The sequence below is a fragment of the Comamonas sp. Y33R10-2 genome (assembly GCF_019355935.1).
In the GTDB taxonomy this organism is placed as follows: Bacteria; Pseudomonadota; Gammaproteobacteria; order Burkholderiales; family Burkholderiaceae_C; genus Comamonas.
The window spans coordinates 3,539,337-3,563,234 of sequence record NZ_CP079925.1 but is presented as its reverse complement, the minus strand read 5'-3'; the positions used below and the strand labels follow the sequence as shown (position 1 = coordinate 3,563,234).

Below are 23,898 nucleotides of genomic sequence, written 5' to 3'. Positions count from 1 at the left end.
AACTAACTGCAGTTCTACCAGTCAAATTTACAAAATGCAACAAAACCTACTCTATGAATCGTTGATGCTGAAGCGGATTTAAAAGACCCGCAGTTGCGCAAAATGCGCGATGCCCGCCTCAGCAGCAAGCAACGCAGTTCAGCGCAGATTCAATGTCAGAGGAGTAGGGACTTCACATCCTGGGTCAGCACCTGCGGGCCCGCCCCATAGCGCTCATAGACACGCAAACGGCCCTGAGTGTCATAAAGATAGGTACCTGCTGAATGGTCCAGCGTGTACGTGCCTGCGGCCTTGCCGGGTACCTTCTTGAAGTAAATCTTGAAGTCCTTGGCCACGGCAGCGATTTCGTCAGGCGTGCCGGTCAAGCCCACAAAGCTTTCGTCAAAGTTCGCCATATAGGCCTTGAGCACTTCGGGCGTGTCACGCTCAGGGTCGAGCGAGATAAAGATGGCTTGCAGCTTGGCGCCGACAGATCCCAAAGCTTCTTTGACTTCTTTCAGCTCCTGCATCGTGGTCGGGCAAACATCAGGGCATTGGGTGTAGCCAAAGAAGACGGCAACGACCTTGCCAGAGAAGTCTTTAAGACTGCGCTTTTGACCGTTCACATCGGTCAGCGGAATGTCTTTGGCGTATTCAGCACCGGTCACATCCACGCCTTGAAACGCAGGCTTTTTTTCGCCCTTGCAGGCGCTCAAAGTGAATGCAGCCATACCGGCTAATGTGGCAGCGCCCAAAGTGCGCAGTACAGCTCGTTTATCCATTATGGGGCAGTCAAGTCAGGTAGTGATCCACCAGCAAGGCGGCGAACAACATGCTCAGGTGAATCAGGGAAAAACGGAAGGTTTTACGTGCCAGCGCATCAGAGTAGTTGCGCAGCAATGCCCAACCATAACCGCAAAAGCCCAACCCCAAAATCACTGCGGCAAAGAGGTAAAGATAGCCACTCATGCCCACCACAAACGGCAGCAAGCAGCCCGCAAACAACACCACCGTGTAGAGAAACACTTGCAGCCGCGTAAAGGCATTGCCATGCGTGACTGGCAGCATGGGCAGGCCTGCACGGCGATAGTCTTCAACGCGGTACAGCGCCAGTGCCCAAAAGTGCGGGGGGGTCCACAAAAAGATGATGAGAAACAGAAGCCATGCCTCATGCCCGACCTGCCCCGTCATGGCCGCCCAGCCCAGCACAGGGGGCATGGCACCCGATGCGCCGCCAATGACGATATTCTGCGGCGTCAGTGGCTTCAAAATCAAGGTGTAAATGACGGCATAGCCCACAAAGGTTGCAAGCGTCAGCCACAGCGTCAGGGCATTCACCGCTACCAACAAGACGGCAGCGCCTGCTGCGCACAGCAGGGCCGAAAACACCAAGGCCTGAGAGTGCGATAACTCACCACGCGCAGTAGGCCGCCAAGCAGTACGCTTCATGCGCGCATCAATCGCGTGCTCTACCAAACAGTTAAAAGCCGCTGCCGCTGCCGCGACGAGCCAAATGCCTGCGCTAGCTATCAGCATGCGAGTCCAGTCTGCCCAAGTCGGCACGCCGGGGACCGCCAACACCATGCCAATAAAGGCGCAAAAAACAATGAGCTGCACCACCCGCGGCTTGGTCAGCGCGTAGTACTGCGCCCAACGCGATGAGGGCTGCGCAGTCTCTGCTGCGGGTTGAGCAGTGTCCTGCGCATTCATGACTTCAGCCTGCATACCAGCCACCTCAACAACTATGATTTATATAGCTAGCAGTCATTTATCTATATAGACCACAAGCGTATTTAATGCTTATTTATCGGCTATTTCTGCTGCACCACGCCCTGCCCCACGCCCGGCCTCATCCCATGAGGAAGAAGCGCGCAGCAGCCGCTCTAAATCACGCTTGGCCTTGCCAGCCGAGGCTTTGTCTAGATTCGCAGGAAAGCGCATCATCCAGTGTCCTTGTGGGTCCACAACATACAGGTGCTCGTCCAGCGTGTGGCCGGCCTCAGGCTGCAACCAAGCTTGAATAGCGGCAGTCGGCATGCGCAGCGCAGTCGCTTGCTCTGCCGCAGAAAGAATTTTTTCGCTCACAGGCTGCTGATCGTTGATGAGCCAAACCCAATCCAGCCGATCCTTCTCTCGCCCCAGCGTTTCACGCAGTTGGCGCTGCAAATACAGATGATCCTGGCAGCGTTCTTCGCAAGCTCCGCTACTGGTGCTGAGCAGCAACCATTGCCCTTGCAAGCTGCGCAAATTCACGCTGGAGCCATCGAGCTTTTGCACCTGCACATCAGGCAGGCTGGGCTGGCTGGCAATCAGCTCGCCATAGCTGCGCTGCTGCGTGGGCCGCAGCACGTAATAGGTGAAGTAAGAGGCAACGACGGGAGCTGCACACATGAGCAGCACCGCCAGCATTTTCCATCGACCGCTGCGCGCCTGCCCAGCCGGGGCTACCTGATGGAGCTGGCTTTGCGCGGGGTCGGGCAAGCTGTGAACGGCAAAGCTCAGTGGCTCATCACCATCATGGCTGAGGTGCTTCGAACTGCTCCTTGCGCAGGGGGGAGTAAAAGCGTCGGACGAGTTGAAACCAGACATAAAGCAGCACCACCAAAACACTGAGTCCGAACCACTGAAAAGCATAGCCGTAGTGCTTTTGCACACCGGCATTGATTTGCGGCCAGTCGCGCAGCAAGCCTTGACTAGCTGCGTTATCGCTGGTCTCTACCAAGCTCAGCGCCAGCAGCGGCAAGCGGCTTTGCTGCGCCCACTGGGCAATGTCTACATTTTGTCGGATGAGCGACTTTTGCCCATCAGGGTCTGCCCCGGAGTCGGCCACCCCACTGCCGCTTTTCAGGCCCTCAAGCTCCATCAGTTTTGAGGGCGGAGCTTGCAGCCTTCCTTCAATCGTAACGGTGCCAGCAGGCGTCTTCACATCCGGTAAAACCGTTCGATCCATGAAGTTACGCAGCGCCCAGCCGCGCTGCACGATGATGATCGCGCCCTCATGTGGCGCAGCAAGGCGAAACGGCGTGAGCACGTAAAAACCGACTTTGCCCTGCATTTGCCGGTTTTCCAAAAACACCGTTTGCTCAGCAAGCCACTGACCTTGCAGTTGCGCGGGCCTGTGCAACAGCTCTTTGCGCTTTGAATCAGTCAGGATTTGAGTGACTGCCGGAACCTGCAACGCAAGCTCTGCATTGCCCCAAGGTGCTAGTGCCTGCTGGCGCTCCATGGCATCAAAAATCTCTTGCTTTTGCGCTGCACGGCCCAATTGCCAAAAACCCAGTGACGCTGTGATGCCTGTGCAGATCAAGGCAGCAAAAGAGATCAGTAAAAACCGCCAGAGGTCTGGAGTTCGAAAGCTAGACACCAGATAATCCATTCATGAAATTCGTCATCATTCTCGCTTTTCTCGCCATTTTGGCGAGCTTGGGCAGCGCCCTGTTCTTCATGATGCGCAAAGGCGATGGCAGCGCCAATACGGCCGCGGATGATGCCGAACGCAGCCGAAAGATGTTTCGCGCTCTGGCTATTCGCGTGGCGATTTCTATTGTGCTTTTTGTCTGCATTTTGCTCAGCGCCAAGATGGGTTGGATTCAACCTACAGGCTGGCAACCAGGGCAATAATCACCATCAAAAATTAAAGCGCCTTGCGTTTGATTGGCATGGACTTCAGCCAGTTTTTGGCTGAAACTTCCATGAATCAAACGCAATGCGCTTTGCCGCGCTGCGGCTTACATCCAGTACACAAGGATGTAGAGGAAGACCCAAACCACATCCACAAAGTGCCAGTACCAAGCCGCGCCTTCAAAGCCGAAGTGGTGCTTGTCGGTGAAGTCACCCTTCATCAAGCGAATGGTGATGAAGAACAGCATCAACATACCCACCAGCACGTGAAAGCCGTGAAAGCCGGTAAGCATGTAGAAGGTGGAGCCAAACACGCCCGAGTTGAGCTTGAGGTTGTACGCGGTATACAGGTGGTAGTACTCGTAAGCCTGAACGCCCAAGAAGATGCAACCCAAAATCACCGTCATCCACATAAAGCGAATGCAGCGGGCACGGTTGTTGGCTTGTAGCGCGTGGTGAGCAATGGTCAGCGTCACGCCCGATGTCAGCAGCAGCGCAGTGTTGATGGTGGGCAGCCAAAACGGGCCCACCGTCTTGAAGGGCTCAACAATATTGCCAGGCGATGCCGTGGCACCGGCTGCCACGCTAGGCCACACGGCCTGAAAGTTAGGCCACAACAGCTCATGGGATAAGCTGCCCAGCGTAGGCACCGAGTGCGAGCGTGCCCACCACAGGGCGGTAAAGAAGGCGCCGAAGAACATTACCTCAGAGAAGATGAACCAGCTCATACTCCAGCGGTAAGACAGATCAATCTTGCGGCTATAGAGCCCGGCTTCGCTTTCGCGCGCGGCATCGCGGAACCAGAAAAACAGTATCGACAGCCACCAGATCAGCCCAAAGTACAGGGAATACATTCCCCATTCGTGGCCATTGATCCAGGTGCCTGCACCCAAAATCATGAAAAACAGACCGATGGCCGCCATCACCGGATGACTGGATTCGGCTGGCACATAGTAGTAAGGGGTCGCGCCCTTATGGGTTGCACTCATCACTCGGCTCCTGACGCTGTTGATCGTTGTTTTTACCGACGCTCTACTATCACTTGCTCTTTATGACGTGGATCTCACTCATCTCAACCGTCCTCAGCCTAAGCTAAACGACCAAGTTAACGATCCATATCAACGCTAATACCAAAACAAAAATGGCCACCAGCCCCACTGCAATCACGTGCAGCGGGGTGATGCTGGCAAAATCTTTTTCATACTCCTTGCCCTTGCGCACACCCAGCATGGCCCAAGCCACGGCAACGATGCTGCGCCAAAAGCCAGACTTTTTGCCCTCATCCGTCAAAGGTGGCTCCCCGAGGCAGCCACACCCAGATCGGTGGCTGCCGTGCTATCCACTGGCGAAGCAGGTGAAACAGGTGCGGCAGGCACCTTGCCACCCACCTCAAAAAACGTGTACGACAAGGTGATGGTCTTCACATCTTTGGAGATGCGCGGATCAATCACAAAGGCCACCGGCCACTCGCGCTTTTCACCCGGCTCCAGCGTGTATTGCGAAAAGCAAAAACACTCCATCTTGTTAAAGAAAGCGGTGGCCTGACGCGGTGCATAACTGGGAATGGCTTGCGCGGCCATGCGGCGGTTTTGCACGTTCTGAAACTCATACATCACAGTCGCCAACTCACCGGGGTGAACTTGTACCGTGCGCTTGGCGGGCTTGAAGTCCCAAGGGCCACGCGCGTTGGCATCAAACTCTACGGTGATCGTGCGGGTGGTGTCGATTTGGCTATTGCTGGGCAGCTTCACATCGCGCCCGGCCACTCCCGCACCGGGCACCTGCTTTTCAGACAGCGACAAAATATTGATGCCCGTCATCTCGCAGATGTGTTTGTAGATGGGGATGAGCAGGTAGCCAAACGCGAACATGCCCAGCGCGACAATCGCCAGTTTGCCCACCATTTTTGCGTTTTCCTTGGCTACGCTCACTTCACGCTCCTTGCATCCGCTGCACAGGCCTGCCGCATCAGTGCAGCAAGGCCATCTTCACGATAAAACCGATAAAGAACACGGCAGCGGTGGAGGCCAGAATCAGCCCCAGCCTGCGGTTTGCCTTGCGCTGCTCTTGCAGTCTAGTTTGCGTTGTCATATGCGTCTTTTTAGCCAATCACCTTGGTGGCGGTTTCATCGAGCTTAGGCGGTGTCTCAAAGGTGTGGAATGGTGCGGGTGAAGGCACTTCCCACTCCAAACCCTCTGCGGCTTCCCAAGGCTTTTGCGGCGCTTTTTCGCCACGACCGCGCATGGCAGGCCACACCACGAAGACAAAGAAGTACACCTGCATCAATCCAAAGCCCAAACCGCCAATCGACGCGACCATATTGAAGTCGGCAAACTGCATGGGGTAGTCGGCATAGCGACGCGGCATGCCAGCCAGGCCCAGGAAGTGCATGGGGAAGAACGTGATGTTGAAGAAAATCAGTGAGCCCCAAAAGTGAATTTGGCCGCGTCTTTCGGAGTACATCACGCCCGTCCATTTCGGCGACCAGTAGTAGTAGCCGGCGAACATCGAGAAGAGCGATCCGGCCACCAGCACATAGTGGAAATGCGCCACCACGTAGTAGGTGTCTTGCAGCTGAATGTCGATAGGCGCCATGGACAGAATCAGCCCTGTAAAACCGCCCATGGTGAATACGAAGATAAAGCCCACGGCAAACAGCATGGGGGTCTCAAACGTCATGGAGCCGCGCCACATCGTGGCCGTCCAGTTGAACACTTTGACCGCTGTGGGCACGGAGATCAGCATGGTCGCGTACATAAAGAACAGCTGACCTGTGACCGGCATGCCTGTGGTGAACATGTGGTGCGCCCACACGATAAAAGACAAGATGGCAATGGCCGCCACGGCATAGACCATGGAAGTGTAGCCAAAGAGCTTTTTGCGGCTGAAGGCGGGCACGATCTGGCTGACGATACCGAAGGCCGGCAAGATCATGATGTAGACCTCGGGGTGGCCGAAGAACCAGAAGATGTGCTGGTACATCACCGGGTCGCCCCCGCCTGCGGGGTTAAAGAAGCTGGTGCCAAAGTGGCGATCTGTCAGCGTCATGGTGATGGCACCTGCCAGCACGGGCATGACGGCAATCAGCAGATATGCGGTGATCAGCCAAGTCCAGGAGAACAAGGGCATCTTCATCAGCGTCATGCCGGGTGCGCGCATGTTCAAAATGGTCACGATGATGTTGATCGCACCCATGATGGAGCTGGCACCCATGACGTGCATCGCAAAGATGCTGGTGTCCATGGAGGGGCCCATTTGCAGCGTCAGTGGCGCGTACAGCGTCCAGCCTGCCGCGGGTGCGCCGCCGGGCATGAAGAACGAGCCCACCAGCATCAAACCCGCAGGAATCAACAGCCAGAAGCTGAAGTTATTCATACGCGCAAAAGCCATGTCGGATGCGCCAATTTGCAGCGGCAGCATCCAGTTAGCAAAGCCCACAAAGGCCGGCATGATGGCGCCAAACACCATGATCAGGCCATGCATGGTGGTGAGCTGATTGAACAGCTCAGGGTTGACGATCTGTAAGCCCGGCTGGAACAACTCAGCACGAATCAGCATAGCCAGAGCGCCCCCCACCATCAGCATGGTGAAGGAGAACAACAGATACATCGTGCCGATGTCTTTGTGATTGGTCGCAAACAGCCAGCGGCGCCAGCCCGTGGGCATGGCGTGATGATGGTCGTCATGCCCATGGTCATCGTGACCATGGCTCTCATGACTGTGGTCATGGGTGTGGACGGGAGGAACTACGGCACTCATATTCTTTTCTCCAATCTGTCTCTATACCCGGCTCTTACGGGGCGACCGTAATGTCAACACGGCGTGCCTGCTGGTCTGCACCTGCGGCGGCGGTAATGGTCTCGGGCTTGCGCATCTCGATACGGTCAGCGGCAATACCGCTCTCGCTCAATAATTTGGCAACAGCCTTGGCGCGATCCTTAGCCAGCTCCGCATTCTTGTCGGCGTTGCCGGTTGCATCCACAAAACCAGACAGCGCAATCTTGCTGTCCTTGTGCGCAGCACCGTATTCAGCAGCCTTTTTCACAGCAACTACAGCCGCGTCATCCAGCGTGCTCTTGCCGGTTTCGAAAAAGACTTGATAGGGGGTTGCAGCGCTAGCTGCTGCGGGCGCGTTTTCGGCTGGAGCGATTGCAGGCGCCTGGGGAGAAACTGCTGCAGGTGCTGCACCACCACCTTCAGGGAACTTGCCGCCGCGCGCTGCCAAAAACTGTGCAGGCTGCACTAACTGGCCGGTTTGGTTGCTCCAGTGGTTCTTGGTAAAGGTAGCGACTGCAGCCAAATCAGTGTCGCTCAACTGTTTCCAAGCGGGCATAGCGCCGTTAGCTCGTCCCTCCAGCACGGCATGCATCATGTCAGCCATGGGGCCCAGAACGACCGCACTGCCGTCTAGTGGTTTGATCGCACCAGCGCCCTTGCCGCTGGCTTGGTGACAGGCTGCGCAGTTAGCAGCGTAAACCTTTTCGCCACGGGCAATTAAATCCGCCAGCACCCAAACCTTATTCGGATCATCGGCCTTGGCTGCCAGTTTTTTCTGCTCAGCCGCCACCCAAGCGCTGTAGTTTTCGGCAGACAGCACCTTCACATGGATGGGCATGTAGGCATGCTCTTTGCCGCACAGCTCAACACACTGGCCATAGTAGTCACCGACCTTCTCAGCCTTAAACCATGTGTCCCGCACAAAGCCGGGAATCGCATCTTGCTTGATACCGAAGGCAGGCACCATGAAGGAGTGAATCACGTCGTTGGCCGTGGTGATGATGCGCACTTTTTTGTTGACAGGCACCACCAGCGGATTGTCTACCTTGAGCAGATAGTCGCTAGGCGCATTGCTCACATCGCCGCTGTTGGACATTTGGCGGTGCGCCGTATCCAGCGTGGAGATAAAAGCCAGCCCTTCGCCTTCACCGTTGAGGTAGTCATAGCCCCATTTCCACTGATAACCCGTGGCCTTGATGGTGAGGTCTGCATTGGTCGTATCTTTTTGCGCGACCAACACCTTGGTGGCAGGCAGCGCAATTGCTATGACGATGAGAAATGGAGCCACCGTCCACGCAATTTCTACATTGACGGATTCATGAAAGTTCGCAGCCTTGGCACCCTTTGATTTGCGATGCTTCCAGATGGAATAGAACATCACACCAAACACGCCCAAGAAGATCACCGTGCAGATGATGAGCATCATCCAGTGCAACCAGTGCTGCTCTACGGCAATACGCGTAACAGGCGGGTGCAGGTTGAGCTGATTGACGGCAGGGCCTCCCGGCAAATCCTGCGCGGCGTAAGCCATGGAACTACCCCACGCTGCCAAGGCCAAACTCCGGGCAACCAGCTTGGTGGAAATGTTTTTCATCGTTTTCACTTACCTCTAAGCCTTAGTTTGTCCACTTGCTCAGACTGCTTGCACAACGCATTCGCTGCATGCGTCGCAAGGCTGTGCACTCACACAATTCTTACGAACTACACCTCAGCATGCCCCAAAATTTGATAGCACCGTCTGCGCGCATTCACTAATGCATGTGCCGCAAAGCCGTGCCAACCCACCCTCACTTCGCAGCGCTTATCCAGCTCAAAACCACAACGAACAAGGCATGCCGCGGCATATACCGGGCATGGCAAAAACTGGCATGGCAGCCACCACAAAACAAAGCAAAGAAGTGCGCGCATACGCTGCAGCAAAAGCAGAGCACATGAATGCGCAAGCGCAGCGAAATACTGGCTTTTGGTGACGATGAACTACGAGATCTGGCCGCTCAAAAAACCGCTGGCCATTCCCCTTGGCAAAGCGAAACACCCGACACTCCCCCGGCGACTCAAGCCGCACTGTTTTGTTTCTTTCAGGCTGGAGAGGCGCCCGAAAGATGACTGCTATTTAGTAAATAACTTGGGGAAATTGTAGGCAGCATTGAGGCAAAAACACTGACCAGAAAACGACACTTGAACTATCGCAAACCCGTGTTGCGCGGCTGCTTGAGCATAGCTTTCATGTCTTCCAGCGAGACGGCGCTATTGGCCTCCAAGCGCAGCTTGGGCTGAGGTTTATAGGCATGGCCATAGACGATTTCAAAGGTCAGCGACAACTGGCCATCAGCCTGCTTTTCGGGCCAGTGCTCGGCCATTTTTTGCAGCAAGTCCGCCTTCCAGCGCTTGCCGCGCAGACCGGCAAAACGAGCTGGGTGCAGATTGCGCCCCAACTCGCGCAACTCTTGCAGCAAACGCTCTGGCGTAGCAAAGGTCAACGTGATGCGTTCCATATCCATCACCGGCTCGGCAAAACCGGAATGCACCAGCATGTCGCCCCAGTCATGCATATCGGTAAAGGCGTGACCTGCTGGACCCAAGCCCAGTTGGGCATACAGGCGGTGCAATTGCTGCACCGTATCTGGCCCCAGACCCGAGAACATCACATAGCCATCGACTTTGAGCGCTTTGTGCCAGCGCTCAATCAAGGTCTGCGGGTCTGCTGCGGTGTGCAGCACCATATTGGCCCACAGCATGTCTAAGCTCGCTTGCGCAGGCTCAGCCACCTGCGCAGCAGCCCCCTTCCAGCGCGAGAGTTGCCACCAGCGGCTGGTGAGTTTTTCTTGCGCAATGGCCTGACGCTGGGCCACAGGCTCATAAATCGTGCATTCGGCCTGTGGATAGCGCTCGCGCAGCAAGTGGTGCGATGCCATGCCGCCGCGCACCGGCTCCCAGTGGCACCACTGCTCGGGTGGCTTCACAATCCAGTCCAACCGCTGCTGCATGCGGCTAGCCACCTCCTCATGCAACCAAGGCGACTCGGCTGGAGCGGCCGAATGCCAATGGTTTGCAGCTACAAAATCAATAGTGGGAGGCAGAGCGTGGGACATGAGCAGTCAAAGCTGGCAGAAGTAGAGCGAAATGGAGTCTCAACTTCAGCCTGAAAGGGAATCATTGCGGCGCGAGTATATTGATTCCATGCCCGGCCTTCATGCGTCATGGCTTTCACGCCTTCGCCTTCACCTACGTCTTCATCCACAAAATTGGCTGGACGCTTTGCCCAGCCAATGCGCCGTCTGTGGGCGCTGGCCGGGGCCACGCATCTGCAGTGACTGCCGCTTGCGTTGGGCCACACCCATGCACCGCTGCCAGACCTGCGCCATACCACTGCCGGCTTTGATCTGCACCTGTGGAGCTTGTCTTAAGCAGCCGCCCAAGCTCCAGCGCTGCACTTCTGTGCTAAGCTATGCCTACCCTTGGCAAGACCTCATCACCCACTACAAGTTTCAGGCCGATTTAGGACTGGCGCGCAGTTTGGGGCGCTTGCTGGCCAGCCACCCTGAGGTCACAGAGCAGTTGCTGGCCTGCGATGCGCTGCTGCCAGTACCCACCAGCAGCCAGCGCATACAGGAGCGCGGCTTTGACCATAGCTTGCTGCTGGCGCGCGCGCTGGCCAAGCAAACGAGCATCAAACGCCCCGTGCTAACCAACGTAGTGCAGCGCAAACATCTGGAGTTAGCACAGCATGCATCCAAGCGAGAGCAGCGCCTGCGCCAACTGCGCGGCGTATTCAGCATAGAGCCAGCGCAGGTAAAGCAAGTTGCAAACCGCCATATCTTGCTGATTGACGATGTGATGACCACAGGCGCTACGCTGGATGCGCTGGCCAGTTGCCTGCTGGCGGCAGGAGCGGCATCTGTCTGCGCCGCCGTGCTGGCCCGCACGCCGTAATGCACGCTAAAAGCCGCTTTACGAGATATTTCAAAAACTACCGGGGCAGGCAGCACGGGTAAAGCCTCCCCTGCACAATAGCGCCCCATGTTTCATATCGTTCTTGTGGCGCCCGAGATTCCCCCCAATACGGGCAACATCATCCGCTTGGCTGCCAATACGGGCTGCAGCCTGCATTTGATTGAGCCGCTGGGCTTTACCATGGAAGACCGCCACATGCGCCGTGCCGGTCTGGACTATCACGAGTACGCCAATCTGGCCCGCCATGCCAACTGGGAGGCGTTCATCGCGACCTGCCAGCCCCAGCGCGAGCGCATGTTTGCCATGACTACTCATAGCAGCAGCCCCGCTCACGCTATGAATTTCAAAGCTAGCGACTGGTTTGTCTTTGGCTCTGAAAGCAAGGGCTTGCCTGCCGATGTGCGCGCCCAGTTCCCTAACGAGCAGCGCCTGCGCCTGCCCATGCTGGCATCGCAGCGCAGCCTGAACTTGTCTAACGCCGTGGCGGTGACGGTGTTTGAAGCTTGGCGCCAACAAGGCTTTGGCGGCGCAGCACTGGCCGAGCCTATCCCTGCGCCCTGATTAAAGACTGCATCGAAACAAAAGCCCCAAGGCAACTTCCTAGGGGCTTTTTTGTTGATGAGACGGTCTTGATAAAAGCGGTCACGCCGCTGCACCAAAGCTGCGTGCCAGCGACTCGGCGACGCATACTGGCTTGTCGCCACCCTCGCGCTCGACGGTAACCAGCCAAGTCATTTGAATGCCACCGGGCTCAATTCGCTCAGCGGCTTGCAGCGTCATGCGTGCACGCAAGCGACTGTTGACGGGTACAGGAGCCATAAAGCGCACCCGGTTCAAGCCGTAGTTCACCCCCATTTTTGAGCCTTCAATCTCGAACGTTCCCTCAAAAAACTGCGGCAGCAGCGACAGGGTGAGAAAACCATGCGCTATAGGCCCACCAAATGGGCCTTGGACTGCACGCTCTGGGTCGGTGTGAATCCATTGCTGATCGCCCGTAGCATCGGCAAACATTTGAATCTGCGCTTGGCTGATGGTGATCCAGTCGCTAACAGCGACTTCTTGCCCAATACAGGCCAGCACTTCGGAGTAGGAGCGAAAGGTTTTCATACCCTCAATGTAGAAGCCCCCTGCCCTGTGCCATGTCTGGCGCGGGACAAGGGGCTTACCCTGAAGTTAAAGCAAAAACCGCCTCAAGTCCAATTTTCACAATGACTTTCAGCTATTGTTTTAGAAGCAATCGAGCTTCGATCACCCCGCTTCGTTAGAGCGCTGCACAAAAAACAAGCCTGCGCCCACGGCCATCAACAAGCCGCCAAAAATGCGATTTTGGTTACGCATAGCTCGCGCGCTGCGCATCAAGCCGCGCAAGGTACTGGCACCCAATGCGTAGCTATGCATGACGATGCTATCGACGGCCAGCATGGTGACGGCCAAAATAGCTAGTTGCGGCGCCAAGGGGCGGCTGGTGGTCATGAACTGGGGCAGCACCGCCACCATAAAGATGATGCCCTTGGGGTTGGTGGCATTGGTAAAAAAGCCCGTCAGCACGCGCTTTTTGAAGCTGACCTCAGGCATGGCGTCTTGCGCTGCCAATGGCGATCCGCTCGATCGCCACTGGCTGATACCCAGATAAATCAGGTAGCAAGCGCCCACAACCTTGACGGCATTGAATGCCCATTCAGACGCCATCAGCAGCGAGCCCACGCCCGCCCCTGCTATCAACATGATGAGCAGCAAGCCCAGTTGCAGCCCCATGATGGTGGCGCTGGTCTTGCGCACACCGTAAGACAGGCCATGACTCATGGACAGCACCGCCCCCGAACCCGGCGACACGGCAATGATCCAAGCCGCCACAAAAAACGCGAACCACGTGTGCAAATCCATACCCGTCCCAAATACCAAGCTGCAAAGGCGCTATCTTAAAAGCTGCGCTGTGCATTTTCAGACTCACCCTTCATTGATCGAAATAAGCAAAACCACAGCCCTGCCAGCTCGAAGCAGCCGTGATACGCTGCGCGCCATCATGTTCAACCCCAGTCAAGCCGACGTACGGCGATTTTTTTGCGGTGTCCGCGCCAAGATGATCAACGGTGGCCCTATGGAGGCCATAGAGACGCTGGCCAGCCTGTGGATTGCCGAGCATCCTGAATACTTCGACGAACTCTCCGACGTAGATGCAGCCCTTGCGCGCAACTACGACGCCGAGCCCGAGCGCACCAACCCGTTTTTGCACCTGTCCATGCACCTATCCATCAGCGAGCAGTGCAGCGTGGATTCACCGCGTGGAATTCGACAGGCTGTAGAGCTGCTAACGCGCAAGCGTGATTTGCATGACGCCCACCATGCGACCATGGAATGCCTAGGCCAAATGCTTTGGGAAAGCCAGCGCTCAGGCCGCCAGCCCGACGGCGAAGCCTATGTGGCTGGCGTGCAGCGCCTAGCCACTACTGACGGCAGTTTCAAGAGCGCCAACTAAGCCGTCGCTTTCACCAAAAACAAAAGCCCGTTTTCACGGGCTTTTTCTATGCAGAAGAAAAATTTACTTCTGCCCAAAACGGAAGTGCGGCTGCGTCACCACCTGCAGCTCACTATCTAAGCTGCCAATGTATTTGGCCAGCTGCTGCAACTCATCGTTTTTGAATTGCTTGGTAATACCTGCCATCACCCCATTGCTGCGGCCTATATGTGGGTTGTTTTCAACTTTGTACGACTGCAGGGCGCGAAAGACATAGTCCGCATACTGACCCGCCACTTTGGGGTAGCTGGGGTCAATGGGCTTAGCAAAGCCATCACCGTGACAAGAAAAGCATGCGCCTTTTTGCAGCAACGCAGTCACTGCGGCATTGGCTTCTTTAGGTTTGCCTTCTTTGGCTTTACCGTGTCCCGCATAGAAAGCCGCCACATCAGCAATATCTTGATCAGTTAACGGGTCTGCAATGCCGCGCATGCTCGGATGCTTGCGCTCGCCTTTTTTATAAGCGTTCAGGGCCGAGACGATGTATGCCTCGTTTTGCCCACCAATCATGGGAACTTTGTACACCTCAGGAAAGCTCGCCTGATAGCCGGAAATACCGTGGCAGCCGATGCACATGGCGATCTTGCCTTCGCCGGCCTTGGCGTCACCTTTAACAGCCTCTGCATTTGCCATGCCGGTCACTGAGGCGACAACGACGGCCATTACCGTGGTCCAATTTTTTATCATTTTTCGCGCACAATCCTTCAAGAGTTCAGACGGGTGCTCAAAAGCCTTGCTGCAGTGCAAACGATTATGGCAGTGAGAATTTGCCACGCTTATCAATACTTACGCTGATACCGCCCATGAAGTTTCAAGGTTCCGACAAATACGTTGCCACACAAGATCTGATGCTGGCCGTCAACGCCGCTGCAACTTTGCAGCGCCCGCTGCTCATCAAGGGGGAGCCAGGCACTGGCAAGACCATGCTGGCTGAAGAAGTGGCCGAGGCGCTAAAAATGCCGCTGCTGCAGTGGCACATCAAGTCCACTACCAAGGCCCAGCAAGGACTGTATGAATACGATGCCGTCAGCCGCCTGCGCGATAGTCAGCTGGCCGATATCGAAGGCGGCGAGCGCGTCAAAAACATTCACAACTACATCGTCAAAGGCGTGCTGTGGCAAGCCTTCACCGCCGATGAACCTGTGGTGCTGCTGATTGATGAAATCGACAAAGCCGATATCGAGTTCCCCAACGACTTGCTGCGTGAAATCGACCGCATGGAGTTTTATTGCTACGAAACGCGCGAGATGATTCGTGCCAAGCACAGGCCTTTGGTGTTCATCACCTCGAACAACGAAAAAGAGCTGCCAGATGCCTTCTTGCGCCGCTGCTTCTTTCACTACATCAAGTTCCCAGATGCGGACACCATGCGCCAGATCGTGGACGTTCACTTCCCCAAGTTGCAAGGCGAGTTGCTGGCAGCTGCGATGAAGGTTTTCTACGACGTGCGCAATCTGCCCGGACTGAAGAAGAAGCCCTCTACCTCTGAGTTGATCGACTGGCTCAAGCTGTTGGTGGCTGAGGAGATTCCCGCTTCCGCTTTGCAGACCGCAGACGGTAAGGTGAGCGTTCCGCCCATGGTGGGGGCGCTGCTGAAAAATGAACAAGACATGAGCTTGTTCGAGAAGCTGGTCTTTATGAATCAGCGCAATCGCTAAACAGACTGAACCTACAAAAAATCAAGGAGACAGATCATGAGCACACCCCAAAAACTCTTAATAGAAGGCAGCTCTGACGCCATCGGTTTTGTCGGCGGCGCTTTGCTGGGCTGGGGCGTTGGGCATGTGCTCGGCCTTGATTTGTTTGCCACTGGCTACGGGGCGGGCAGCATTGTGGCAATTGTCCTCGTTGGTCTGGGCGGCGGGCTGGGCCTGAAACTGGCCCGACTATGGCGCAACAAACGCGAACCCAAAAGCAAAACTGTTTGAGCGAGCCAATCATGAGCTTTGTTGAACCCGTCACCCTACGCGACCGTGGCGTTCGGCTAGAGCCACTGGCTTTGAGCCATGAGGCAGGCCTGATCGCCGCAGCCACAGACGGCGAGTTGTGGAAGATTCGAGTGACCTCCGTACCCGAGCCGCAAGAGGTGCGCAGCTACATTGAAGCTGCGCTGCAGGGCCGCGAGCAAGGTCACCGTTTTGCTTTTGCTGTGCTTGATGATGCCACCGGCAAAGTACTAGGCACCACCAGTTACCACGACATCGTTCCCGCCATTGGCCGCGTAGAAATTGGCTATACCTGGTACGCCAAAAGCGTGCAGCGAACCCACGTCAACACCTCGGCCAAGCTATTGCTGCTGGCCCATGCCTTTGGCACGCTAGCCTGCCATGTCGTGGGCTGGCGCACGGACAATTTCAACTTCGCCAGCCAGCGCGCTATTGAGCGCCTAGGCGCTAAAAAAGATGGCGTGATTCGCGGCCACGCGCTGCGCCGCGATGGCACGATTCGCGACACCGTGATGTACAGCTTGCGCAGCGGCGAATGGCCAGAAGTGCGCACACAGTTGCTCTATCTTTTAGAGCAACATGTCAAGACAGAATAAGGACTTGAGGCATATTTCATGCTGATCGATTTTTTTTACACCCTGCGCACCGCCAAGCTGCCAGTCTCAGTCAAAGAATTTCTGGCGCTGCTCGAAGCACTGGATGCCGGCATCATCGGACCCAAGAGCGAAGACCGCTGGAGTCTGGATGATTTCTATCACCTTGGCCGCACCATTTTGGTCAAGGACGAAAAGCATTTCGACAAGTACGACCGTGCATTTTCCGCCTATTTCAAGGGCGTGGAAATGCTGGCCGATTTGACTAAAGAAATCCCGCAGGACTGGCTGCAAAAACTGCTGGAGCGTGAACTCAGCCCCGAGGACAAAGCCAAGATTGAGGCAATGGGCTGGGACGAGCTGATGGAGACGCTGAAAAAGCGCCTTGAAGAACAAAAAGAGCGCCACGAAGGCGGCAACAAATGGATTGGCACGGGCGGCACCAGCCCCTTTGGCCATGGCGGCTACAACCCCGCAGGCATACGCATTGGTGGGCCGGGTCGCAACAAGAGCGCCGTCAAAGTATGGGAGCAGCGCGCTTACCGCGACTATGACGATACGCAGGAACTGGGCACACGCAACATCAAAGTAGCGCTGCGCCGCCTGCGCAAATTCGCGCGTCAAGGCAGTGAGTTGGAGCTGGACTTGCCAGACACCATTCGTGCCACTGCGGCCAATGCGGGGTATCTGGATATCAAGATGATTCCCGAGCGGCATAACAATGTGAAAGTGCTGCTGCTCATGGATGTGGGCGGCACCATGGATGAGCATGTACAAAAGGTTGAAGAGCTGTTCTCTGCCGTCAAAGGCGAACTCAAGCACCTTGAGTTTTATTACTTCCACAACTGCGTCTATGACTACATGTGGAAAAACAACCATCGCCGTTTTGCCGAGAAGTTTGCAACGTGGGACATCATCCGCAAATACAACAAGGACTACAAACTCATCTTTGTAGGCGATGCGACCATGAGCCCGTACGAAATCCTGCAACCGGGCGGATCCGTTGAGTACATGAATGAGGAAGCCGGTGCCGAATGGCTGCAGCGCCTGACCAATGCCTTCCCGCACTTTGCATGGATCAACCCCGAGCCACAAGGCGTTTGGCAATACCGCCAAAGCATCAGCATCATTCAGCAACTCATGGGTGACCGTATGTACCCTTTGTCACTCAAGGGCCTCGAAGATGCCATGCGTATGCTGTCAAAATAAGTAATGCTCCAGACATTGCTTAACAAAAAGCCGGCCCTGAAGCCGGCTTTGCTTTTGGGAGCCGCCTTAATACTCAGCGGCTGCAGCCTACTGCCCTCCAAAGACTCAGAAATAGAAGCCATGGGCATAGACACCAGTGGCCCGCCTGCGTTCTCCTTAGAAGTCGATGCCCCTAAAGAAGTTCGCGCCCTGTTAGAGCAGCACCTCGAACTTAAGCGCTTTCGCCATCAGCCCGATCTGCAGCGCCGCGAGCTGACGCGCTTGCTCGGTTCAACCGATGCCAATGTGCGCGAGCTCATTGGTACGCTGGGCTATTTCAGCCCCACCGTCACCGTGGAGCTCAGCGACACCCCAGATGAAGAAACACCGCGCAAAGTACTGGTCAAGGTAGAGCCCGGTCCGCCCACCGTGATTGAAAAGTCTGAAGTGCGCTTTACTGGCATGAACGCCAGTGACGATATGGGCCGCTCACAGCGCCTGCAAATTGAAGAAACTTGGCCGCTGCAAGCAGGCGAGCAGTTCTCGCAATCCGCCTGGAGTAGCGCTAAGAGTGGCGGCCTTAAAGAGCTGCAAAAACGCCGCTACCCGCTGGCGCGCATAGACAGCAGCTTGGCCGACGTGGATGCCGACACCAGCAAGGCGCAAGTCAACGTCACCTACGACCCCGGCCCTGCTTATACTTTTGGGCCGCTGCAAATTGAAGGCTCCCAGCGCTACGACCCTGTGCGCACCGCCCGCATTGCGCGCCTGCCTGAGGGCGAGGAATACAACCAACAAAGCATGATTGATGCGCAGCAGCGACTAGTGAGCAGCGGCTACTACGACTCTGTCTTTCTCAGCCTTGCGGACTCTCCAAAGCCAAGCGCCACACCAGCGCAGAGCGACGAGCAGCGCAAGCAGCAAAGTGCAGATATCACCTCACCCGTGATTGCCAAAGTGCGCGAGGCCAAGCTACAAAAATGGGTGTTTGGTGTGGGCGTCAGCACTGACACCGGGCCGCGCCTGTCTATCGATCACATTTACAACAAGGTGCCCTATCTGGACTGGCGTGCCGTGAGCAAGCTGCAGATCGACAAAAAAAATCCTCTAATCTCAACCCAGCTGATGGGTTTGCCAGGTGAAGACCTGTGGCGCTGGTTTGCCAGCGGCAAGCTCGAGCGCGCACCTGCGGGTGACTTCAACACCAACAGCGCGCAACTGCGCTTTGGCCGCAACAAGGCAGAAGACCGCATTGAACGCAATCTTTACCTGCAGTACGACTACGCCAAAACAATGGGCGATGGCGCACCGCCGGGCGCTTCATCTTTGCTGGCCAACTTTGGCTGGACGGCGCGCTACTTTGACAACAACTTGCTGCCCACATCGGGCTTTGGGCTGGCCACAGAGCTAGGAGCCGGCACTACGCTGACCCCGCAACGCTCGCCTTTTGGCCGCATCACTGGGCGCTGGCTCAGCCTGATACCGATGGGCGAGCGCGATGAGGAAACGCGTCGCCGCAGCCGCCTGCAACTCAAGGCGGGCGTGGGCGCCGTGCTGGCCAAGAGCGACGTGGACTTGCCCACCACCATCATGTTTTTGACCGGCGGCGACAACACGGTGCGCGGCTACGGCTATCAATCCATTGGCGCGCGCACCGATAACAGCCGCGTCATTGCAGGGCGCTATATGGCCATGGGCAGTGTGGAGTGGCAGCGCCCCATCACCATCAAAGGCAACACGCAAGATTTTGAACACACGGTCTTCATTGATGCAGGTACTGTGGGCGATGAAATTAACCGCCTCTACACACGCGTAGGCGTGGGCACCGGCATGCGCTGGAAAAGTCCAGTCGGCCCTATTCAAGCAGATATCGCTTGGGGCGCCCAGACACAACAATTGCGCCTACACCTGCGCCTTGGCTTCACGTTTTAAGCATGGCAGAACAAGACAACTCCCCTCCTACCCAAGCCCCCGCCACGCCGGCTCCTGCCAAGCGACGCCGCTGGCTACGCGCCTTAGGCTGGACATTTGCAGCAGCACTGCTCACCGTGATTTTGGCGATAGGCAGCCTGCTGTGGTGGATTGGCAAAGACGACTCCCTTCACCACACTTTGCAGCGCGTGGCAGGTTGGTTGCCGGCCAACCAGACACTGGTCGCCAAAGAGGTCACGGGTAGCGTCAAAAATGGTGGGCATATCGGCTGGCTGCAATGGCAAAGCCCAACCATGAAGGTCGAAGTGAATGACGCCAAAATCGGCTGGCAGTTCAGGCCACTGATTTTTTCGCGCTCACTGAAGTTGGGCGAAGTGCATATCGCCCAGCTGCGCATTGCCAGCACGCCTGATCCCGAGAAAAAGCCCAGCGAGCCCCTGCAATCGCTGACGCTGCCAGTCAAGATTGAGCTGCCGTTCAAGGTCGACAACATCATCTGGCAAGGACCGCCAGAGACCATCGTTCAGAACCTGAGCGGCAACTATCAATACACCGGCAGCCACCACGAGCTGAAAATTGACACGCTGCAAGTGGCTGATGGCCACTACCAAATGCTGGCGCGCATTCAAGGTGCGGCGCCCATGCAAACCAAAATTGAGTTGCAAGGAAAACTTCAAACGCCTAACCCGCTTGAAGCCAAGCAAGGCAGCGCTGCCCCATCGCTGATCGATGTGCTGGCCAATGCACAGATTGATGGCACGCTGGCGACTGAAGCCGCAAAGCTCAAAATCACCGCTCACGCTGAGGCAGAGGTTAAAAAACAGGAGCAGCCAGCGCTTGAGGCGCAAGCCATGCTGGCCGATATTGAAGCCAGTATTGCGCCGTGGAAGACACAGCCTATTATGTCTGCCAAGGCATTTCTCAAGAATCTAGACATTGCCGCCTTCTTGCCTCAAGGCCCGCGCACTTCGCTATCAGGCGAGCTGACGGCAGGCCCCGGCCCGGTACTGACGGCAGACTCTGCCAGTGCGGCAAATCAGCTGCCACAGCGCAGCGATCACACCCAGCAGACCTGGGTTCTGAGCACTGCAATTACCAACGCCCTGCCCGGCCCTTGGGACAAACAGCGCCTGCCACTTCAGCAATTGCAGGCCAAGCTGAACTTTGACGGTGGTCAGTGGCTCGTTGATGAAGGTCAGATCGGCATTGGCAAAGGTCAAGTCAACCTGACAGGTCGCTACATACCTGTGGGCCAAATGTTCGACGGCAAGCTGCAAGTCACCCAGCTCAACCCCGCAGACATCCTCAGCAACCTAGAAGCCGCACCGCTCAACGGCTCGCTGCAAGCCGAGACATTGACGCTGCCAGTCCCCCTCAACCCCGCTGATCAAGAGGCAACGCAAGCCGCACCAGCCGTTGCTTTCTCCATGGACCTGCATGCCGCAGGCAAGCCGACAGGCAAAGCACTTCGCATTCAGACTCTGGCCGCCAACGGCCAGTGGCAAGCCCCCCTGCTGCAGTTGAAAACACTAGAACTAGATGCGCTACAGGCCAAGGTGAATGCTCAGAGCATTGAGTTCAACACCGAATCTCAGCAAGCAAAAGCGCAGCTCAAAGCATCTATCCCCGGTGCACAACTGAGTTTGGATGGGCAGATGGCGCCCACCAGCGGCAAGGTGCAAAGCCAGCTGCAGCTGTCATCTTTGTCCAGCGTATCGCAGTGGCTGCGCAAACTGCCGGGTATCAAAGACCCGCTGGCGGGTGCAAAACTCGACGGTTCTGCCCAGCTGCAATTGGCGCTGCAAGGCGGCTGGCAAAACCTGCTCAATCGCCTCAATGCCGCCCATGGCAGTCCAATCGTAGCCAGCGGCTTGCAAGTGCAGGCAAAGCTGCAAGGCGACAAAATTCGCTACCAAGCAGCCGGCACTGCCGCCGATCAGGCCCTTGTTATTCCTGCCCTTCAACTGGCTCTTAACGGTAGCCCTGAGAACGCAAAAATTGACCTCATTGCGCAAGCGCAACAAGCAGGCAAAAGCGTGCAGATCAACACCGCTGTGCAAGCCGGCCTAGCAACGGGCAAAGATATGGCCCCGCTGGACTGGCAAGCCAGCCTTCAAACGCTGCAAGCACAGCTCAAACCCGGCAGCGCCAAGCCCGGCCCGTGGGCCGTGCAACTGCAACCCGGCGCGCCAGTGCAAATCACGCAGCGCACCAGTGGCAACACCGTACTCAATACCGTCTACCAGTTCAGCGCTGGCAAGCTGCAAATTACACCGCCCAAGCTGGAGATGCGCCGCACCAGCACCGAAGCATTAAGCCCTGCGCAACTGGCATGGGACGAAAGCTCCATCACTCGCACCGCAAGCGGCGCATGGGGTGTGCGCAGTGCAGGTCGAGCGCTTGGCATTCCCTTAGCCTGGGTAGACGCGTTCAGCATGGGTGACGATGATCCGCCACTTGAAGCCGCTGGCTTGTCTGGCGACCTGAGTTTTAACGGACGCTGGAATCTGGACACATTAGGTAAAAACCTCAAAGCCGACATCACGGTAGAGCGCGCCGCAGGCGATCTGAGGCTGGCAGTGGACGATGGATCTGGCACCACTGTCGTTCAGACCACCGGCCCCACCGCTACTCGTGCGGGCAGCACACGCACCCGCAAGATCAGCGGCGCGGGCATGCGCGCGCGCATCAAAGACGTGAGCCTCAATGTGCAGGCGCAAGGCAGTCAAGTCACTGCCAAGCTACTGTGGGACAGCGAACGCGCAGGCACCATCAATGCCGATTTACGCACCCAACTCAGCTACCAGCAAGGCGGCTGGGCGTTGCCCGGCACGTCAGCTCTTACCGGTCAGTTGCGCGCCAACATGCCGGACATTGGCATCTTGGCCTTGTTTGCACCGCCAGGCTGGCGCATTCAGGGCACGCTGGCGGCGGATGCCACTATCAGCGGCACTGTGCAAGATCCGCAGTGGCAAGGCAATATCAAAGCCGATACCTTGAGCATTCAGTCATTGCTCGATGGGATCGATCTGCGCGACGGCCTGATGCATGCCAAGCTGCAAGGCACGCGCTTTGACATTAGCGATCTGCGCTTCAAAGGCGGCAAGGGCAGCCAATCTCGCATTTTGGGCTACAGCGGCAATCTGACCAGCGCCCCTGAAGATGGCGGCACGTTAGTGGGTACAGGCTACGCCGAGTTCACGCCGGCCGGGAAAAACAGCGAATCGGGTTTGAGCATGAACTTGCAGGCCAAGGCCAGCAAGCTGCAAGTGCTGGTGCGCGCAGACCGACAAGTAAGTGTCTCTGGAGATTTACTAGCCAAGTTGGAGCAAGGCCAGTTCACGCTGCGCGGCGATCTCACGGTTGATCGCGCCTCCATCATCTTGCCCGAGGAGTCTGCGCCCTCGCTCGATAAAGACGTAGTCGTGCGCTCCGCCGCATCGCGCAAAGCCGAAGAGGAAGAACGTTTGCGCAGCGAGCGCGAAGCCCGCAAAGAACAGGCCCGTGCCACACCGCGCAAAGTGCCGGACATACTCGTCAAGCTCAACATGGGGCGCGACTTTGCGCTGCAGGGCTTTGGCATCAGCACCCGTCTGCGCGGTGAGTTGGAGGTTAAAGGCGCTAGCTATGTGGGTGGCCCGCCAAGCGTGACCGGAGAAATTCGCACTGAACAAGGCCGCTACCGTGCATGGGGCCAGTCCCTGAATGTAGAAAATGGACTGATCCGCTTCAACGGCCCCTACAACAACCCATCGCTGGACATTCTGGCCCTGCGCCCCAACATCGCCGTCAAGGCCGGTGTACAGGTGCTGGGCACCGCCAGCGCGCCCCGCGTGCTGCTGTACTCAGACCCTGATTTGCCCGATGCAGAAAAACTCTCTTGGGTCGTCATGGGCCGCGATCCTGCCACTGGTGGTGCCAGCAGCGCCCTGCTGCAACAAGCCGCTATGGCTTTGCTGGCCGGTGGCAATAGTTCCAGCAGCAAGATTGCTGGCAATCTAGGACTTGATGAAGTCGGCTTCAAAGGCGGCGGCGATGGCAGCAATGCATCAGGCGCTGCGCTGACCATGGGCAAGCGCCTGTCAGACAAGCTGTACCTGACCTATGAGCAGAGCCTGTCAGGGGCCATGGGCATCATCTATATCTTCTACGACCTGTCGCGCAGCGTCACCCTGCGAGCCCAGACGGGCATGACCAGCGCGATGGATATCGTCTACACCCTACGCAAAGATTAAGCCAAATTAGCCTATAGCCATTGATCTATAAAGACTTAAAGCTATCATTTTTAATACATCTATCGCCACACATTACGGGCTAGTACCGCTGGAGTGGTGACCTGATCGAGCTGTGCTTTGCCAAGCATCCAGAAGCACTGCAACGCAGGGTAGAATT

At 56.6% G+C, this 23,898-nt stretch carries 24 protein-coding genes; 10 read left to right on the top strand and 14 right to left on the bottom strand.

Translation table 11 applies throughout. The features are described from left to right. Positions 1-155: 155 nt before the first annotated feature. The 4 genes from KUF54_RS16070 to KUF54_RS16055 form a co-directional block, all read right to left on the bottom strand. Positions 156-761 carry an SCO family protein gene (locus KUF54_RS16070; RefSeq protein WP_219343758.1) on the bottom strand — a complete coding sequence of 202 codons (606 nt, stop codon included), beginning with the start codon at positions 759-761 and terminating at the stop codon, positions 156-158. Positions 762-771: 10 nt separating this feature from the next. Then, positions 772-1,689 (bottom strand): heme o synthase, encoded by a 918-nt coding sequence (cyoE, locus tag KUF54_RS16065; protein WP_219346439.1) that lies wholly within the window; start codon positions 1,687-1,689, stop codon positions 772-774. A gap of 90 nt (positions 1,690-1,779) precedes the next feature. Continuing rightward, positions 1,780-2,568, bottom strand: a complete 789-nt coding sequence (locus KUF54_RS16060; protein ID WP_219343757.1) for a hypothetical protein — start codon at positions 2,566-2,568, stop codon at positions 1,780-1,782. Beyond that, a complete protein-coding gene (locus KUF54_RS16055; RefSeq protein ID WP_255576168.1) occupies positions 2,495-3,343 on the bottom strand; it encodes an SURF1 family protein in 849 nt (282 codons plus the stop codon). Before KUF54_RS16055 ends, KUF54_RS16060 begins: the two co-directional genes overlap by 74 nt. Before the next feature lie 14 nt (positions 3,344-3,357). Here KUF54_RS16055 and KUF54_RS16050 point away from each other — a divergent pair, with 14 nt between their 5' ends. Then, a complete protein-coding gene (locus KUF54_RS16050) occupies positions 3,358-3,600 on the top strand; it encodes a twin transmembrane helix small protein (protein ID WP_219343755.1) in 243 nt (80 codons plus the stop codon). Positions 3,601-3,707: 107 nt separating this feature from the next. On the opposite strand, the gene KUF54_RS16045 is transcribed toward KUF54_RS16050, so the two are convergent. From KUF54_RS16045 to KUF54_RS16015, 7 genes are all read right to left on the bottom strand, one after another. Continuing rightward, positions 3,708-4,589, bottom strand: a complete 882-nt coding sequence (locus KUF54_RS16045) for a cytochrome c oxidase subunit 3 (protein WP_219343754.1) — start codon at positions 4,587-4,589, stop codon at positions 3,708-3,710. Between the two features lie 103 nt (positions 4,590-4,692). Next, positions 4,693-4,890, bottom strand: coding sequence for a DUF2970 domain-containing protein (locus KUF54_RS16040; RefSeq protein ID WP_219343753.1), 198 nt, complete (start codon positions 4,888-4,890; stop codon positions 4,693-4,695). After that, positions 4,887-5,531: a cytochrome c oxidase assembly protein gene (locus KUF54_RS16035; RefSeq protein WP_219343752.1), complete on the bottom strand. Its 645-nt coding sequence runs from the start codon at positions 5,529-5,531 to the stop codon at positions 4,887-4,889. Before KUF54_RS16035 ends, KUF54_RS16040 begins: the two co-directional genes overlap by 4 nt. 37 nt (positions 5,532-5,568) lie before the next feature. Continuing rightward, positions 5,569-5,691 carry a cytochrome oxidase small assembly protein gene (locus KUF54_RS16030; protein WP_219343751.1) on the bottom strand — a complete coding sequence of 41 codons (123 nt, stop codon included), beginning with the start codon at positions 5,689-5,691 and terminating at the stop codon, positions 5,569-5,571. A 10-nt stretch (positions 5,692-5,701) separates the two neighbouring features. Further along, positions 5,702-7,360, bottom strand: coding sequence for a cytochrome c oxidase subunit I (ctaD, locus tag KUF54_RS16025; protein WP_219343750.1), 1,659 nt, complete (start codon positions 7,358-7,360; stop codon positions 5,702-5,704). A 34-nt stretch (positions 7,361-7,394) separates the two neighbouring features. Beyond that, entirely contained in the window at positions 7,395-8,972 is a 1,578-nt protein-coding gene (gene coxB, locus KUF54_RS16020; protein ID WP_219343749.1) for a cytochrome c oxidase subunit II, read from the bottom strand. A 589-nt stretch (positions 8,973-9,561) separates the two neighbouring features. Beyond that, positions 9,562-10,470 (bottom strand): trans-aconitate 2-methyltransferase, encoded by a 909-nt coding sequence (locus tag KUF54_RS16015; RefSeq protein ID WP_219343748.1) that lies wholly within the window; start codon positions 10,468-10,470, stop codon positions 9,562-9,564. Between the two features lie 247 nt (positions 10,471-10,717). Here KUF54_RS16015 and KUF54_RS16010 point away from each other — a divergent pair, with 247 nt between their 5' ends. Further along, positions 10,718-11,311, top strand: a complete 594-nt coding sequence (locus KUF54_RS16010) for a ComF family protein (protein WP_255576167.1) — start codon at positions 10,718-10,720, stop codon at positions 11,309-11,311. 87 nt (positions 11,312-11,398) lie between these two features. Next, a complete protein-coding gene (gene trmL, locus KUF54_RS16005; protein WP_219343746.1) occupies positions 11,399-11,893 on the top strand; it encodes a tRNA (uridine(34)/cytosine(34)/5-carboxymethylaminomethyluridine(34)-2'-O)-methyltransferase TrmL in 495 nt (164 codons plus the stop codon). Between the two features lie 81 nt (positions 11,894-11,974). Here trmL and KUF54_RS16000 read toward each other — a convergent pair whose 3' ends face one another. Together KUF54_RS16000 and KUF54_RS15995 are read right to left on the bottom strand one after the other, a co-directional pair. Continuing rightward, on the bottom strand, positions 11,975-12,439 hold the full coding sequence (locus KUF54_RS16000) for a MaoC family dehydratase (protein ID WP_219343745.1): 465 nt from the start codon (positions 12,437-12,439) through the stop codon (positions 11,975-11,977). Positions 12,440-12,580: 141 nt separating this feature from the next. After that, positions 12,581-13,216 carry a LysE family transporter gene (locus KUF54_RS15995; RefSeq protein ID WP_219343744.1) on the bottom strand — a complete coding sequence of 212 codons (636 nt, stop codon included), beginning with the start codon at positions 13,214-13,216 and terminating at the stop codon, positions 12,581-12,583. Positions 13,217-13,355: 139 nt separating this feature from the next. Here KUF54_RS15995 and KUF54_RS15990 point away from each other — a divergent pair, with 139 nt between their 5' ends. Next, a complete protein-coding gene (locus KUF54_RS15990; protein WP_219346438.1) occupies positions 13,356-13,808 on the top strand; it encodes a DUF1841 family protein in 453 nt (150 codons plus the stop codon). A 63-nt stretch (positions 13,809-13,871) separates the two neighbouring features. Here the strand turns inward: KUF54_RS15990 and KUF54_RS15985 are convergent, their stop codons facing one another. Further along, positions 13,872-14,534, bottom strand: a complete 663-nt coding sequence (locus KUF54_RS15985) for a cytochrome c (protein ID WP_219343743.1) — start codon at positions 14,532-14,534, stop codon at positions 13,872-13,874. Between the two features lie 116 nt (positions 14,535-14,650). Here KUF54_RS15985 and KUF54_RS15980 point away from each other — a divergent pair, with 116 nt between their 5' ends. From KUF54_RS15980 to KUF54_RS15955, 6 genes are all read left to right on the top strand, one after another. Beyond that, a complete protein-coding gene (locus tag KUF54_RS15980; protein WP_219343742.1) occupies positions 14,651-15,505 on the top strand; it encodes a MoxR family ATPase in 855 nt (284 codons plus the stop codon). Positions 15,506-15,541: 36 nt separating this feature from the next. Next, a complete protein-coding gene (locus tag KUF54_RS15975; protein ID WP_219343741.1) occupies positions 15,542-15,775 on the top strand; it encodes a hypothetical protein in 234 nt (77 codons plus the stop codon). Between the two features lie 11 nt (positions 15,776-15,786). Next, the gene (locus KUF54_RS15970; protein ID WP_219343740.1) at positions 15,787-16,389 is read left to right on the top strand and encodes a GNAT family N-acetyltransferase; all 603 of its coding nucleotides are present in this window, start codon (positions 15,787-15,789) and stop codon (positions 16,387-16,389) included. Between the two features lie 18 nt (positions 16,390-16,407). Next, entirely contained in the window at positions 16,408-17,595 is a 1,188-nt protein-coding gene (locus KUF54_RS15965; protein WP_219343739.1) for a VWA domain-containing protein, read from the top strand. Between the two features lie 120 nt (positions 17,596-17,715). After that, complete coding sequence (locus KUF54_RS15960; protein ID WP_255576165.1) at positions 17,716-19,506, top strand: autotransporter assembly complex family protein; 1,791 nt, start codon at positions 17,716-17,718, stop codon at positions 19,504-19,506. Between the two features lie 2 nt (positions 19,507-19,508). Then, a complete protein-coding gene (locus KUF54_RS15955; protein WP_219343737.1) occupies positions 19,509-23,741 on the top strand; it encodes a translocation/assembly module TamB domain-containing protein in 4,233 nt (1,410 codons plus the stop codon). Positions 23,742-23,898: the final 157 nt, after the last annotated feature.

Coding starts and splice junctions, on each gene's coding strand:
- KUF54_RS15990 (WP_219346438.1), top strand. CDS start 13,356: ATGTTCAACCCCAGTCAAGCCGACGTACGGCGATTTTTTTGCGGTGTC.
- KUF54_RS16015 (WP_219343748.1), bottom strand. CDS start 10,470: ATGTCCCACGCTCTGCCTCCCACTATTGATTTTGTAGCTGCAAACCAT.
- KUF54_RS16030 (WP_219343751.1), bottom strand. CDS start 5,691: ATGACAACGCAAACTAGACTGCAAGAGCAGCGCAAGGCAAACCGCAGG.
- coxB (WP_219343749.1), bottom strand. CDS start 8,972: ATGAAAAACATTTCCACCAAGCTGGTTGCCCGGAGTTTGGCCTTGGCA.
- KUF54_RS15970 (WP_219343740.1), top strand. CDS start 15,787: ATGAGCTTTGTTGAACCCGTCACCCTACGCGACCGTGGCGTTCGGCTA.
- KUF54_RS15980 (WP_219343742.1), top strand. CDS start 14,651: ATGAAGTTTCAAGGTTCCGACAAATACGTTGCCACACAAGATCTGATG.
- KUF54_RS15960 (WP_255576165.1), top strand. CDS start 17,716: ATGGGCATAGACACCAGTGGCCCGCCTGCGTTCTCCTTAGAAGTCGAT.
- ctaD (WP_219343750.1), bottom strand. CDS start 7,360: ATGAGTGCCGTAGTTCCTCCCGTCCACACCCATGACCACAGTCATGAG.
- KUF54_RS15995 (WP_219343744.1), bottom strand. CDS start 13,216: ATGGATTTGCACACGTGGTTCGCGTTTTTTGTGGCGGCTTGGATCATT.
- trmL (WP_219343746.1), top strand. CDS start 11,399: ATGTTTCATATCGTTCTTGTGGCGCCCGAGATTCCCCCCAATACGGGC.
- KUF54_RS15965 (WP_219343739.1), top strand. CDS start 16,408: ATGCTGATCGATTTTTTTTACACCCTGCGCACCGCCAAGCTGCCAGTC.
- KUF54_RS16070 (WP_219343758.1), bottom strand. CDS start 761: ATGGATAAACGAGCTGTACTGCGCACTTTGGGCGCTGCCACATTAGCC.
- KUF54_RS16045 (WP_219343754.1), bottom strand. CDS start 4,589: ATGAGTGCAACCCATAAGGGCGCGACCCCTTACTACTATGTGCCAGCC.
- KUF54_RS16010 (WP_255576167.1), top strand. CDS start 10,718: ATGCACCGCTGCCAGACCTGCGCCATACCACTGCCGGCTTTGATCTGC.
- KUF54_RS15975 (WP_219343741.1), top strand. CDS start 15,542: ATGAGCACACCCCAAAAACTCTTAATAGAAGGCAGCTCTGACGCCATC.
- cyoE (WP_219346439.1), bottom strand. CDS start 1,689: ATGAATGCGCAGGACACTGCTCAACCCGCAGCAGAGACTGCGCAGCCC.
- KUF54_RS16050 (WP_219343755.1), top strand. CDS start 3,358: ATGAAATTCGTCATCATTCTCGCTTTTCTCGCCATTTTGGCGAGCTTG.
- KUF54_RS15985 (WP_219343743.1), bottom strand. CDS start 14,534: ATGATAAAAAATTGGACCACGGTAATGGCCGTCGTTGTCGCCTCAGTG.
- KUF54_RS15955 (WP_219343737.1), top strand. CDS start 19,509: ATGGCAGAACAAGACAACTCCCCTCCTACCCAAGCCCCCGCCACGCCG.
- KUF54_RS16000 (WP_219343745.1), bottom strand. CDS start 12,439: ATGAAAACCTTTCGCTCCTACTCCGAAGTGCTGGCCTGTATTGGGCAA.
- KUF54_RS16060 (WP_219343757.1), bottom strand. CDS start 2,568: ATGTCTGGTTTCAACTCGTCCGACGCTTTTACTCCCCCCTGCGCAAGG.